The sequence below is a fragment of the Tatumella sp. UCD-D_suzukii genome, from assembly GCF_000611875.2.
Taxonomy (GTDB): domain Bacteria; phylum Pseudomonadota; class Gammaproteobacteria; order Enterobacterales; family Enterobacteriaceae; genus Tatumella; species Tatumella ptyseos.
The window spans coordinates 318,509-331,855 of sequence record NZ_JFJX01000049.1 but is presented as its reverse complement, the minus strand read 5'-3'; the positions used below and the strand labels follow the sequence as shown (position 1 = coordinate 331,855).

Annotated in this window: 17 protein-coding genes; 4 read left to right on the top strand and 13 right to left on the bottom strand. The window is 52.7% G+C overall.

The annotated features are described in order from the left end of the window. Positions 1-45: 45 nt before the first annotated feature. Both CG67_RS09715 and mutY read right to left on the bottom strand, forming a co-directional pair. Entirely contained in the window at positions 46-318 is a 273-nt protein-coding gene (locus CG67_RS09715; protein ID WP_025902755.1) for an oxidative damage protection protein, read from the bottom strand. Further along, positions 315-1,403, bottom strand: a complete 1,089-nt coding sequence (mutY, locus tag CG67_RS09710) for an A/G-specific adenine glycosylase (RefSeq protein WP_025902754.1) — start codon at positions 1,401-1,403, stop codon at positions 315-317. The genes CG67_RS09715 and mutY overlap by 4 nt, the downstream gene beginning before the upstream one ends. Before the next feature lie 159 nt (positions 1,404-1,562). On the opposite strand from mutY, the gene trmB reads away from it, so the two are divergent. From trmB to CG67_RS09695, 3 genes are all read left to right on the top strand, one after another. Beyond that, complete coding sequence (trmB, locus tag CG67_RS09705) at positions 1,563-2,282, top strand: tRNA (guanosine(46)-N7)-methyltransferase TrmB (RefSeq protein ID WP_025902753.1); 720 nt, start codon at positions 1,563-1,565, stop codon at positions 2,280-2,282. After that, the gene (locus tag CG67_RS09700; protein WP_025902752.1) at positions 2,282-2,626 is read left to right on the top strand and encodes a YggL family protein; all 345 of its coding nucleotides are present in this window, start codon (positions 2,282-2,284) and stop codon (positions 2,624-2,626) included. Before trmB ends, CG67_RS09700 begins: the two co-directional genes overlap by 1 nt. Before the next feature lie 69 nt (positions 2,627-2,695). Continuing rightward, positions 2,696-3,421 (top strand): DUF2884 family protein, encoded by a 726-nt coding sequence (locus CG67_RS09695; RefSeq protein ID WP_025902751.1) that lies wholly within the window; start codon positions 2,696-2,698, stop codon positions 3,419-3,421. 51 nt (positions 3,422-3,472) lie between these two features. Here the strand turns inward: CG67_RS09695 and hemW are convergent, their stop codons facing one another. From hemW to CG67_RS09675, 4 genes are read right to left on the bottom strand one after another with little or no spacing between them, the layout of a single operon-like run. Further along, complete coding sequence (gene hemW / locus CG67_RS09690; RefSeq protein ID WP_025902750.1) at positions 3,473-4,612, bottom strand: radical SAM family heme chaperone HemW; 1,140 nt, start codon at positions 4,610-4,612, stop codon at positions 3,473-3,475. After that, on the bottom strand, positions 4,605-5,198 hold the full coding sequence (rdgB, locus tag CG67_RS09685; protein WP_025902749.1) for an RdgB/HAM1 family non-canonical purine NTP pyrophosphatase: 594 nt from the start codon (positions 5,196-5,198) through the stop codon (positions 4,605-4,607). Before rdgB ends, hemW begins: the two co-directional genes overlap by 8 nt. A gap of 21 nt (positions 5,199-5,219) precedes the next feature. Continuing rightward, positions 5,220-5,774: a YggT family protein gene (locus CG67_RS09680; RefSeq protein WP_025902748.1), complete on the bottom strand. Its 555-nt coding sequence runs from the start codon at positions 5,772-5,774 to the stop codon at positions 5,220-5,222. Positions 5,775-5,786: 12 nt separating this feature from the next. Next, positions 5,787-6,491, bottom strand: coding sequence for a YggS family pyridoxal phosphate-dependent enzyme (locus CG67_RS09675; protein WP_025902747.1), 705 nt, complete (start codon positions 6,489-6,491; stop codon positions 5,787-5,789). A 13-nt stretch (positions 6,492-6,504) separates the two neighbouring features. Between CG67_RS09675 and CG67_RS09670 the strand changes: the two genes are divergently transcribed. Then, positions 6,505-7,503 (top strand): type IV pilus twitching motility protein PilT, encoded by a 999-nt coding sequence (locus CG67_RS09670; protein WP_025902746.1) that lies wholly within the window; start codon positions 6,505-6,507, stop codon positions 7,501-7,503. Between the two features lie 53 nt (positions 7,504-7,556). Here CG67_RS09670 and CG67_RS09665 read toward each other — a convergent pair whose 3' ends face one another. The 7 genes from CG67_RS09665 to CG67_RS09635 all read right to left on the bottom strand — a co-directional run bounded on the left by CG67_RS09665 (position 7,557) and on the right by CG67_RS09635 (position 13,088). Beyond that, the gene (locus CG67_RS09665) at positions 7,557-7,940 is read right to left on the bottom strand and encodes a protease inhibitor I42 family protein (protein ID WP_051170918.1); all 384 of its coding nucleotides are present in this window, start codon (positions 7,938-7,940) and stop codon (positions 7,557-7,559) included. Between the two features lie 124 nt (positions 7,941-8,064). Then, positions 8,065-8,484, bottom strand: coding sequence for a Holliday junction resolvase RuvX (ruvX, locus tag CG67_RS09660; protein ID WP_025902744.1), 420 nt, complete (start codon positions 8,482-8,484; stop codon positions 8,065-8,067). Next, entirely contained in the window at positions 8,484-9,047 is a 564-nt protein-coding gene (locus CG67_RS09655; protein WP_025902743.1) for a YqgE/AlgH family protein, read from the bottom strand. The genes ruvX and CG67_RS09655 overlap by 1 nt, the downstream gene beginning before the upstream one ends. Before the next feature lie 71 nt (positions 9,048-9,118). Continuing rightward, complete coding sequence (gene gshB, locus CG67_RS09650) at positions 9,119-10,066, bottom strand: glutathione synthase (protein ID WP_025902742.1); 948 nt, start codon at positions 10,064-10,066, stop codon at positions 9,119-9,121. A gap of 101 nt (positions 10,067-10,167) precedes the next feature. Continuing rightward, complete coding sequence (rsmE, locus tag CG67_RS09645) at positions 10,168-10,899, bottom strand: 16S rRNA (uracil(1498)-N(3))-methyltransferase (protein ID WP_025902741.1); 732 nt, start codon at positions 10,897-10,899, stop codon at positions 10,168-10,170. 181 nt (positions 10,900-11,080) lie between these two features. Beyond that, positions 11,081-11,587 (bottom strand): SprT family zinc-dependent metalloprotease, encoded by a 507-nt coding sequence (locus tag CG67_RS09640; protein ID WP_025902740.1) that lies wholly within the window; start codon positions 11,585-11,587, stop codon positions 11,081-11,083. Positions 11,588-11,690: 103 nt separating this feature from the next. Next, positions 11,691-13,088: a sugar porter family MFS transporter gene (locus CG67_RS09635; RefSeq protein ID WP_025902739.1), complete on the bottom strand. Its 1,398-nt coding sequence runs from the start codon at positions 13,086-13,088 to the stop codon at positions 11,691-11,693. Positions 13,089-13,347 lie beyond the last annotated feature (259 nt).

Here is a 13,347-nt window from a genome sequence, read left to right as displayed (position 1 = left end):
TTTGGCTGATTGTAGGATGTAAGGTTTCGGATGAGGACCGGCCGGTTACTGTGCCGGTGGAGTATAGCCTTCAATATGAACGTCTTTCCCCTCAAACAGGAAGTTGATCATTTCCTGTTCCAGCACTTTTCTGTCTTCAGGGTTCATCATGCTGAGTTTTTTTTCATTGATCAGCATCGTCTGTTTTGTCATCCATTCCTGCCAGGCCGGTTTTGAAATTTCCCGGAAAATGCGGGCGCCCAGTTCTCCCGGATACAGCTGAAAATCCTGGCCTTCGGCTTCGCGTTGCAGATAGGTACAAAAAATAGTGCGGCTCATAATTCTTCCTCATTAGGCTTACGCGAATGTAATGCCATCTGTTGCGGGTGTTTCAGTTCATGTAACAGTCGCTCAACCGGGGCTGCCAGTCCGACCGCGGGAGCTCGGGCTAAGTTATACCAGAGACTGCCACTTTCATCCATTAACGCGCCAAATTCCGGTGATGTCAGTAACCAGGGCACAATTTCCAGATGGAAATGGCTGAAAGTATGACGGAATGCCGTCATCGGTTGGGGCTCACCGCCGATATTGTGCGCGCTTAACCAGCTGAACATTGCCTGTTCGCTGTCGAATTGCGGAAAACAGTATAACCCGCCCCAGATGCCAACCGGGGGCCGTTGCTGCAACAGCACATTGTCACCCTGTCTGACTAATAAAAACCAGGCTGTTTTCACCGGCAGCGTCTTTTTCGGTTTTTTCCCGGGATATTTCTCCCAGGTATGATGAGCAAAGGCAATGCACCCCGATTGCAGCGGGCAGATCTCGCACTTAGGCCGGGAGCGGGTACAGACCATGGCCCCCAAATCCATCATCGCCTGGTTAAACTGGCTGACGCCGCGGGCCGGTGTCACTTCCTCGCTGAGTTTCCAGAGTCGTTTTTCCACATCGCTTTTTCCGGGCCATCCCTCAATGGCATAACAACGGGCCAATACCCGTTTCACATTCCCGTCGAGGATGGGATAATGCTGGCCCAGAGATAATGAAAGAATTGCGCCGGCGGTAGAGCGTCCGACGCCCGGCAGGGCCGCGACATCGTCAAAGTTTTGTGGGAAAATCCCCCCATGCTTTTCTGTTATCTGGCAGGCGGCTTTGTGCAGGTTACGGGCCCTGGCGTAGTAACCCAGTCCGGTCCACAGATGCAAAACCTCATCAAGAGGTGCCGCCGCCAGGTCACTTACGGTCGGAAAGCGTGACATAAACCGCTGGAAGTAAGGGATCACCGTCGCTACCTGGGTCTGCTGCAGCATGACTTCAGACAGCCAGACTTTGTAGGGAGTTTTTTCCTGCTGCCATGGCAGGGTCTTACGCCCGTACTGTTGGTACCAGTCCAGGGTTTGTTGCGCAAAAAGCGACGATTGCATCATAACAGCAAATATTTCCACAGAAGCTAAGCTAAGATCAGGACAGGAATTCCAGCACAGACCTGCCTGACTGTAAACATGAAGATTGCAAAGGCTTGCTTCCGTGGCCGAACTTTGCATAATTCCCGTTTTTCCCGAAAAGGTAAACCAACAGGCACTCCTATGATCAATGATGTCATCACGCCGGAATTTGACGAAGACGGCCGTCCGCTGCGACGTATTCGCAGCTTTGTCCGCCGTCAGGGACGGCTGACAAAAGGACAGCAACACGCGCTGGATCACTACTGGCCACAGATGGGTGTCGAGTTTACTCCGCAGCCGGTTAATTTTGCAGAGCTGTTCGGCCGGGAATCACCGGTCGTGCTGGAAATCGGCTTCGGTATGGGGGCATCGCTGGTCACCATGGCTGAGCAAAACCCGCACCAGGACTTCTTCGGTATCGAAGTTCATGCGCCGGGTGTCGGAGCCTGTCTGGGATCGGCCCACGAAGCGGGTGTCAGCAATCTGCGCGTCATGTGTCATGATGCGATGGAAGTGCTGGAAACGATGATCCCGGATAATTCATTACGCATGGTACAGCTGTTTTTCCCTGACCCGTGGCATAAAGCGCGTCATAATAAACGCCGTATTGTACAGGTACCTTTTGCTGAACTGATATTACGCAAGCTGAAGCTGGGCGGCGTGTTCCACATGGCCACCGACTGGGAAAACTATGCGGAGCACATGCTGGAAGTCATGCAAAGCATCCCCGGGTTTCAGAACCAGTCTGCGGACGGAACCTTTGTACCGCGCCCGGCATCGCGCCCGGTCACTAAATTTGAACAACGTGGTCAGCGTCTTGGCCATGGAGTTTGGGACTTAATGTTTGAGAGGATCAAATAATGACAGTACAACGCAGTCGTCGTTTACGTAAAAAAATGCACCTGGCGGAATTCCAGGAACTGGGCTTTTCTGTCAGCTGGACGTTCGCTGCCGGCACCTCTGAAACCGATATTGATGCCACCCTGGATGCTTTTGTGGATGAGGTTATCGAGCCGAATGGCCTGGCCTACGATGGCAGTGGATATCTGCAGTGGGAAGGGCTGGTCTGCCTGCAGCAGACCGGTAAATGTACCGAAGAACATCGTAAAGCGGTACGTGAGTGGCTGGAAGCTCGTCAGCTGTCCGACATTAAAGTCACTGAACTGTTTGATGTCTGGTGGGATGAAGACGCTGCTGAACTCTGATAGCGGTATTTCGCTCTCAGCGCGCTAATGCGCTATCAGTATCCGATGTTCAGACAGATAGGAGTGTGCATGCTACGTAAAGTGATCGCTGCCGGAATATTGCTGGCAACCGCCCAGGTTGCCCGGGCCGATTATCAATGTTCTGTGAAGCCGCAGGATGATATTACTGTCACGGCACAGCAGGTTGCTGTCAGTGGCAGTAATGGCAATCTGACCATCACTCCTCAGGGAGAGATGACGTTTAACGGTAAAGCGGTAACGCCGGACCAAACACTGCGTCAGCAGGCCATTGCTTATCAGGCGGCTGTGCGGCGTGATTTACCCTGGATAGACCAGGGGGCTCGTCAGCGTCTGGAAACCAGCCGTGTTGCACTGGATAAAATCATCGTCGAAAAGCTGGGCAGCGGCAGTCATGTCCGGACCCGGCTGACAACGCTGGATACTCAACTGAAAGCGCAGATGAACCGGATCATTGAACACCGCAGCGACGGACTAATGTTCCATCACGCCGCTATCGATCAGGTACGTGCTGAGGGTGATAAGCTGGTACAGAGCACCATGGGTGGCATTTTGCAGGATAGTCTCAATGAACTGGGCAGCAGCTCCGGTAACGGAGGGAATGGCAGTAATCCGCTACAGGCCCTGATGGGGAACCTGGGGGGACTGCAACAAGCGGTGCGCAGTGAAGTGAATAAGCAGGAAGCTGACTTTCAGCAGTTTGGTCATGAGGTTTGTCAAAAAGCCGGATCGCTGGAAAAACAACGGACTGCCATCTATCAGCAACTGGATCAGTAACCGTTCAGAACTGCCCGCCGCAATTCACTGTGGCGGGCGGTAAAGCAGGCGTTATTCCTGTTCCAGAAAAATCTCCAGCAGGCTGTTCAGAAACAGTCTGCCTTTTTCAGTGACCTGCCAGGCATTTTCAGATTCATTCAGATATCCCGCAGCAATCGCTTTATCCAGCGCAGGCCGGATGTGCTGCTCGCTAAGCCCGGTATACCGGACGAATTCCTCACGCGGGCAAGGCTCCGACAGCCGGAAACGATTCATGAAATATTCAAACGGTTTTTCATTATCGGTAACGGTATAACGCTTATCCAGATATTCGCCCCGCATAAAGCCACGAGGATGACGGGTCTTCACGCTACGGATGATTTCACCGTCCGGCTGCGTTAATTTACCGTGTGAACCACATCCGATGCCCAGGTAATCACCAAAACGCCAGTAGTTGAGGTTATGCTGACATTGCAGGCCGGGTTTAGCATAGGCGGAGGTTTCATACTGCTGATAGCCCGCCGCGGTCAGTAGCTGATGGCCCTGCTCGAAAATATCCCACAGGTCATCATCATCCGGCAGTACCGGTGGCCGTGAGGCAAACAGGGTATTAGGCTCGATAGTCAGCTGATACCATGACAGGTGCGGCGGTGCCAGGGCAATCGCCTGACGTAAATCGTCCAGCGCTTCGTCCAGTGATTGATCCGGCAAGCCGTGCATCAGGTCGAGATTAAAACTCCGCAGGCCCAGCCCCGCGGCTAAATTCGCTGCCCGTTTAGCTTCTTCCGGCCCGTGGATACGCCCAAGGCGTTCCAGCTTTTGCTGACTGAAACTCTGCACACCAATCGAAATCCGGTTAACACCGGCCCGCTGATAGCCGCTGAAACGGTCGGCTTCCACCGTCCCCGGATTCGCCTCCATGGTGATCTCGGCACCGGCGGCGACAGGCACACGCTGGCGTACGCCATCAAGCAGAGCCTGCATCGCCTCGCTGCTTAACAGACTGGGGGTGCCTCCGCCAATAAAAATGGTGGAGACCTCACGGCCGGAAGTGAGGGCGATGTCATTATCCAGGTCAGCCAGCAGATGGCCGACGTATTCCATATGCGGAACATCACCCTTCAGCGCATGTGAGTTGAAGTCGCAGTAGGGACATTTCTGCACACACCATGGAATATGGATATACAGACTCAGCGGTGGCAGATTACCCATGACCCAGCGCATCCAGTAATTGTTTTAGTGCCTGACCGCGATGAGAGACTGCCAGCTTTTCTGCTTTGGTCATCTCTGCTGCTGTCTTACCTGACTCCGGCAGCAAAAACACCGGGTCATAACCGAATCCGCCTTCGCCATGGGCTTCACGGATGATCACTCCAGGCCAGCGCCCGTGGAAGACCAGCGGTGTCGGGTCATTTGCATGACGAAGATAGACCAGGACGCAATGGAATGCGGCATGGCGCTTATCTTTCGGCACGTCTTTCATCGCCGCCAGTAATTTATCCAGGTTCTGTCTGTCGCTGGCATCTTCGCCGGCATAGCGGGCAGACCAGATGCCCGGGGCACCGTTCAATGCCTCTACCGCCAGTCCGGAATCGTCGGCTATGGCCGGCAGGCCGGTGACCTGTGCAGCATGGCGTGCTTTCAACAGCGCGTTTTCGATAAAGGTCAGACCGGTTTCTTCCGGCGCATCCACGCCGAGGTCGGTCTGAGCGACGATGTCCAGGCCGAAAGCCGCCAGCGGTTCGGCCAGCTCACGTACTTTTCCGGCATTACCGGTCGCCAGAACTACTTTTTGCATAATTTTTCCAATAATTCAGGATTACAGCAGGTACCAGAGCCCGGGGAAGATATCCATCCCAAGGAAATTCAGCGCATAAAGGATCAGCACGACCACCATGGCCGAGAAGTCGATGCCGCCCATAGCCGGCAGAAAACGGCGGATTGGGGACATCAGCGGTTCGGTCAGTTGCAGCAGAACATAATCCATCGGGCCGCGTCCCTGACTGACCCAGCTCATTAATGAACGTACCAGGATGACCCAGAAGACCAGGTTACCGGCCGCTTTCAGCAATGACAGGACACCTATCAGAATATTGTAAGGGCCGATAGCAAACCCGCCGGACTGGATAAGCATCAGCACCGGGAATTTTATAATCGTCAGCACCAGCGCCAGCACCAGCGAGGCTGTATCGATAGGTCCGATAGCAGGAATAACCCGACGCAGGGGGCGGATCACCGGCTGGGTGATTTTGACGATAAACTGAGCCAGTGGATTATAGAAATCACAGCGAGCCCATTGCATCCAGATGCGTAATAGCAGCACCATGACGTAAAGATCGATAATTGTTTTGACCAGAAAAGTCAGAGTGTACATGAGTGTCCTCAGTTATTGTGAAGATGGCGGATAGTGACGGGCACCGAAAATGGCTGAACCGACACGTACCATCGTGCTGCCGGCTTCAATGGCAGCTTCCATATCATCGCTCATTCCCAGCGATAGCGTATCAATATTGCTGTATGACGTACTAAGTGTACGGAATTCCTCCGCCATCCGACGGCAGACCGCGAGCTGTGCCTGATATTCTGTCTCCGGAGCAGGAATAGCCATCAGACCACGGAGCTTCAGTTGCGGCAACAGTGCAATCTGCTGAGCCAGCGCCGGTATTTCATGCGGAGAAATGCCGGATTTACTCTGCTCATCACTGATATTGACCTGTATCAGTACATTGAGTGGCGGCAGATGTGACGGACGCTGGTCATTCAGACGCTGCGCCAGTTTCAGCCGGTCAATGGTATGACACCAGGAAAAATTCTCAGCCACCAGACGGCTCTTATTGGATTGCAACGGGCCGATAAAGTGCCATTCAGCTTCCGGCAAATCCCGGGTTTGAGCAATTTTTTCGACCCCTTCCTGGACGTAATTCTCGCCGAAACACCGCTGGCCTGCCTGCCATGCTTCCCGGATAGCACTCACAGGTTTGGTTTTACTGACGGCCAGCAACGTAATTTGCTGTGGATCCCGACCGCAGTTTTCGGCAGCAGCACCGAGACGCTGCCGGACTTGCTGTAAATTATGCTGGATGAAAGTCATAACGGACTATTTTATGGAGTTGGATGAAATTATTGCCCTTAGTGTAAAGCATAATGCCTCCGATCTGCATCTCTGCTGTGGACATTTCCCCTGGTGGCGATGTCACGGACAACTCGAAGCCCTGAATAATACGGCTCCGGTGACCGGACAACAGATCAGTAATTTCTGTGAACGATGGCTGGGCCGCCTGCAGCAGCAACAGCTCTCCCGACAGGGGCACTGTGATCTGGCGATAACAGCAACAGACGGAACGCGGTTACGCGCCTCCCTGTTCCGGCAACAATGCGGTTTATCACTGTCACTGCGTATTCTGCGTGCAGAAATCCCGGCGATGGAGGCACTGGGATTACCCGCGATCAGCTATCGGTTACTGGAACGAAACAATGGCCTGCTGCTGGTGGCCGGTGCGACAGGCTGCGGAAAATCGACCTCTCTGGCGGCCATGATTGGCCGGGTGAACACCAGTGCGGCACGCCACATTATTACGCTGGAAGACCCGATTGAATATCTTCACCACAGCCAGCGCTCTCTTATTCAGCAACGGGAGGCAGGAGCCCATTTTTCGACGTTCAGTGAAGGCCTGACGGCAGCGCTACGCCAGGACCCGGATATTATTATGCTGGGTGAATTACGGGACAACCGGACTTTGCGCCTCGCGCTGACGGCAGCAGAAACCGGCCATCTGGTGCTGGCGACATTGCATACGGTGAATGCCGCACAATCGGTGGAAAGACTTCTGGAAAGTGCACCGGCCGATGATAAAGCACTGGTCAGAACCCAGCTGGCTCAAAGCCTGGCGGCAGTGATCAGTCAGCGATTGCTCAGCACGGGGACGCCAGGGGCAGAGCAGCGGGCGATTTTTGAAGTGCTGGTGAATACTCCTGCGGTGGCTAATGTGATCCGTGAGGGTAAAACGCACCAACTGCCGGGAATGATTGAGACCGGTATGCAGTCGGGAATGCAAAGTTTTTCACAAGCCCTGAGGCAGAGCCCTCCGCTGCCACTGTCCTGAACCCTGAGAATAATTTTATCGCAAAGCGGATAATAGCGGAGGAGGGGCCTGTATTACTTTTTCACCGGAGCAGCGCTGATCTCCACCCGGATACTCTTTTCCTGCCAACTGGTTTTATCAAACGTACGGCCGTAGATCAGTTTCAGAGTGGAAATGCCGGGTTTTTCTGCCAGCAGATAAAACGTCTGTTGTCCGCCACAGCCGACCATGCCTGGTTTACAGTCAGAAGACTGGGTGTAATCGCCGGGAATTAACAGTAAACCCTGGGGTAACCTGCTGACCATCCATTGATACCCGGTGGTTGGGTTCGCATCCAGCGTCAGAGCCACCGGTTTGCCGGTAACACCTTGCAGGCTTGACGGATGTGGTGCCGCTACGGCAGATAGCGTCAAACAGCAGAGTGCGCTGCACAGCAGACCTTTGATACTTTGTTTCATCGATAACTCCCCGTTTATGCTGATGTAAAATTCAATTCTGGCATGGATGATCACTTAGCCGTATAGATAGTAAAGCGTATTGCCGGAAGTATTGCTGACGCTGATCAGTACGGGATCATTTTCATCAGGCGTGGTGATCGAACCAGCTTTCCAGAATGATCACCGCGGAGCCTGAATCCACATTACCTTTACTCAACGCTTTATATCCGCCATGTTCAAACAGATCCGCACGGGCTTCCACCGTACTTAGCCGTTCGTCCTGTAATTCCACGGCGACGCCAAAGCGGCCATGCAGGCGGTTGGCAAATTTACGGGCACGGGCAGTCAGTGGCTGCTCAGTACCGTCCATATTCAGTGGTAAACCGACGACGACTAAATCCGGTTGCCATTCTTTCAGCAGCTTTTCAATTTTTGACCAGTCAGGAATGCCGTCCTGAGCCTTAATCGCGGTCAGGGGGCGGGCTGTTCCGGTCAGTTGCTGACCGATAGCGATCCCGATACTTTTTGTTCCGAAATCGAAACCGAGCAATGTTTTGACCGACATCAGGCATGCCCCGCTTCGCTGGCAATCTGGCAAATATCCACACCAATCAGCCTGGCCGCACTGCGCCAGCGCTCAGACGCCGGGGTATGGAACAGGATCTCCGGGGTCGCCGGGACCGTCAGCCACGAGTTTTCCAGAATTTCACTCTCCAGTTGCTGTTGATCCCATGTGCAGTAACCCAGCGCGACAATCACATTTTCGGGTTGCTGTTCACGGCCCAGAGATTCAAGGACATCTTTTGATGTGGTCAGTACGGTATCTTCAGAAATGGAAATACTGGAAGAAAAATTGTGCGAAGGGGTATGCAATATGAACCCGCGATCTTCGGCCATCGGGCCGCCATTGTAGACCGGATAGTCCAGTACTCTGCTGCCGTGGGTGGGTGTCGGCGTAATCTCTAATTTTTTCAGGATACCTTCAATCGTCAGGTTTTCCATTGGCTTATTAACGATTAAGCCCATAGCGCCTTCATCATTATGCTCACAGATATAGACGACGGAACGTTTAAACAACGTGTCCTGTAACGAAGGCATCGCGATAAGGAAATGGTGTTCTAAATTCATACGGGCCTGATCAGTTTATTTTTAATAAGTCTCCGGCAGCCCCGGGCTGCCGGTAAGCGTGTGGCGACAGGTTAGCGTGCCAGACGTTTTTCAATAGCATCCATCAGCATGCCGGTGACAGAAATGGGGAATGCAGCCTCAATTTCACGTACACAGGTCGGACTGGTGACATTAATTTCAGTGAGACGATCACCGATAATGTCCAGGCCGACAAAAATCAGACCTTTCTCTTTCAGTACCGGAGCCACTTTTCGGGCAATCGCCCAGTCGCTTTCACTTAATGGCCGTGCTTCGCCACGTCCACCGGCTGCCAGATTACCGCGGGTTTCACCGGATTTCGGAATGCGGGCCAGACAGTAAGGTACCGGCTCACCATCAACGACCAGCACACGCTTATCCCCTTCTTTAATGGCAGGTAAATAGTTCTGAGCCATACAGAAGGTGGTGGCATTATGCGTTAGCGCCTCACAGATCACTGAAAAGTTAGGATCATCCTGTTTCACACGGAAAATGGAGGTCCCGCCCATGCCATCCAGAGGTTTCATGATGATATCGCCATGTTCCTGCCAGAATTCGCGCAGTTTTTCCTGGCTGCGGGTGACCAGCGTATCCGGGGTCAGTTCGGCAAACCAGGCGGTGAACAGCTTTTCGTTACAGTCACGCAGGCTGCCGGGTTTATTGACCACCAGGGTCCCGAGCTCTTCCGCTCTTTCCAGAATATAAGTGGCATAGATAAATTCGGTATCGAACGGTGGATCCTTACGCATCAGGATCACATCCAGATCCGCCAGCGGGACTTCCTGCTCACTGCCAAACTGATACCAGCCGTCAAAGTTCTGCTCAACCGTTAACAGGCGGGTTCGTGCAGAAGCAACGCCACCGCGCAGGTGCAGGTCATTCATCTCCATATAATGAATTTCGTAACCCCGGCGCTGCGCTTCCAGCAGCATTGCGAAGCTGGTATCTTTTTTAATATTGATGTCCGCAATAGGGTCCATCACTATGCCAAGCTTAATCATTCTTCTCTCCTCGGAAGGCAGCAGTGACTACCTTATCATTAACGGATATTACCGGTTCAGGCTCCCGGAGGTTTTACCGCAGGTGCCGGTAAATCTTTGTCTCAGCCCAGGTCACCAAACCGGACCTGTAGTGCAGTGATAACGCTTAATGCGGCGGTCTCTGTTCTCAGCACTCGCGGGCCAAGCAGTATATCGGTGAATCCCTGATCCGCGGCCATTGCTATCTCATCCGTACTCAGACCTCCCTCAGGTCCAATCAGCAGGCGTACGTGGCTCACCGGCAAGGGGAGGGTATTAATACTTTGGGTAGCTCGCGGATGAAGATTCAGCTTCAGTCCGTCTTCCTGTTCTGCACACCAGTCACTCAGTGACATGACCGGACGAATTTCCGGTATCCGGTTTCTGCCCGATTGTTCACAGGCAGCAATGGCAATTTTCTGCCACTGCTGACGTTTTTTCTCCAGACGTTCCGCATCCAGCCGGACACCGCAACGTTCGGAGAGCAGCGGAGTAATGCAGTTCACCCCCAGTTCAATGGATTTCTGGATAGTAAACTCCATTTTCTCACCGCGGGAAATTACCTGCCCGAGATGCAGAGAAAGTGGTGATTCACGGTTATCGGTGACACCTTCAGCCAGTTGTACTCTGACTCTTTTCTTATCCGCATGCGTAATGGTGGCACTGAAGACCTGATTACTGCCGTCGAAAATATCCAGTAACTGACCGGAGGTCATCCGCAGCACACGACCGACATGGTTTGCGGCTTCTTCGCTTAACTCTATTTCGCTATGACTTACTACATGTTCAGGGTGATAGATGCGGGGTACGCGCATGAAAAATCTGCCAGTTCAGGGCTGTCGCCGGGCGGACAGCCAGTAATAAAAAATAATAGTCAGTGTCTCTGCCTGTGAAGATAACGTCAACTGCTGTCCGCTATTTTTTAGTGCAGTAACAGCTCAGCAGAGACCCGCAGGATTATGTCATAGCCTCCCTGCTCAGGGGAGAAAAGTGTGATCAGTCACGCTGCGGTACCGCACGTAAGTCATTGCCACAATGGGTACACCGGTAACGTGTTTCTCCACGCAGCACCCGGTTATGCCGGCGTACGGTCAGCTGGTGCTGGCGGCATGGGCAGGTATAGGCAAAGGTTTTCTGAAGCGAACCGGTATTAAACTGATGTGTCCGCCGGGCGCTGACACCCAGTACCGTTTCCATCATCCACTTCCATTCTTTACCATGAGGCGCCACCCGGCCAAACTCTTTCCAGACCAGCAGATGGGCCAGTTCATGAGGAACGACATCATCGATAAAAGCCTGCTGATTTTCCAGCAACAGCACCGGATTTAAACGAATTTCCCACTGCTGCAGCCAGGCCGTTCCGGCAATAGTACCCCGTTGCTGATAGAGGAGAGCGGGCTCAGCATAGTTTTTCTCAAGCGTGCGGTTTGCAAGCGCCAGATTTTCACGTAAAGAGCGCATAACAGCTTGCTGAAGAGCAATAGGCAGACGGGGAGTTTTCATAGCGGCAGCATAATCGCTGTGCGGGGAGATTTCAATCGGCGGGACGGGAAGGGGGAAAACCTCCCGGGTAACGGTAACGTTGCCCGGGAGGGAGCGGTGCAGATTAGTCTTTCTGACCGATGGTACGCAGCTTTTTGCCCTGCATCAGATTGCGTTCGATGTGTTCCAGAGAAACGTTCTTCGTTTCCGGGATAAGCCACAGTGTGAGCACAATGAAGAACAGGTTCAGTAAGGCGTACAAGCCAAAGGTCGGTGCATTACCCAGCGAGTTAAGCAGGGTCAGGAAGGTGGCACCGACAATCATATTGGCAATCCAGTTAGTGGTGGTCGAGACGGTGATCCCGAAATCGCGGCCTTTCAGCGGCTGAATTTCAGAACACAGTACCCAAATCAACGGACCGGCGCTCATTGCAAAACCAATGATAAACATCAGCAGCATAGCAATCGCGAAGTACTGCGCCCCGACAGAATGAATACCGAAGTGCAGCATACCGCCAAGGATACCCATACCGGCAGCCATCACGATAAAGCCAAGGATCAGCGTCGGTTTACGACCCCAGCGGTCAACCAGGCCGATGGCAATAAAGGTCGACAGAACGTTAATCAGGCCAACAATTACAGTGCCCCACATCTGTTGATTAGTGTCGGTAAACCCGGCAATTTCAAAGATTTTAGGTGCGTAGTACATGATAACGTTCATACCGGTGAACTGCTGCATGACCTGTAACAGAACGCCAAGATACACCGCACGACGGAAGTTACTGTTGGTTTTGAACAGCGCCCAGCCAGTCTGCTTAACTTTCAGACTTTCACGGATCTCATCCAGCTCACGCTTCGCCTGTTCACTGGTGTCACGCAGACGATCCAGCACCCGTTTGGCATCATGGAAATTCCCTTTGGCCGCCAGCCAGCGGGGGCTGTTCGGCAGGAACATCACACCGACCAGCAGCAATAATGCAGGGATAGTAATGACACCCAGCATCCAGCGCCATGCGCCGCTGTAACTCAGCGCAGTATCGGACAGATAAGCCCCGAGAATACCGATGGTGATCATCAGCTGATACAGTGAAATCATGCTGCCCCTGATTTTCTCAGGTGCGATTTCCGACAAATAAAGTGGTGCGGTATAAGAGGCAATCCCCACCGCCAGACCCAGCAGTACACGGGCTGCAATCAGGATTTCCGGGTTGGCAGCAAACGCAGAGCACAGAGAACCGGCAACAAATAAAATTGCACCGGCCATCAGACTTTTTTTACGGCCCAGTTGTGAAGACATCCAGCCGCTACCGATGGCTCCGATGGCGGCACCAAACATCATGGAGCTGACAATCCACTCCTGCTGATGAGGGGTGACATTGAAATCTTTCGCGATGAAAGGCAGGGCACCGGCAATAACACCGATATCCAGCCCGAACAATAATCCTGCAAGTGCAGCAAGAAAGCAGACGAAGAATGTCATCATCTTGTTTGACGTTCTGCGTTTGTGTGTGTTGCCAGGCATGTTTAGCCTCCGCTGTTAACTATCATTATTGTAGTAATGTTAAAAAAAACTTCCGGATCTGTCAGTGAGCAAGATCACAGTGATGTAATCGATTACATAACATAACCTGCTGAAAGAAATATTTAATTCAGATAACTCACTTTCTGTACCAGGGCTGATGTAAACCCGGACAGAAAAAAATTTCCGGATTATAATCCCGCTGCCGGAACCCAAAGCAACCTATTTTTCACGATGAATATAAATTGTTATAGCCTGAAAA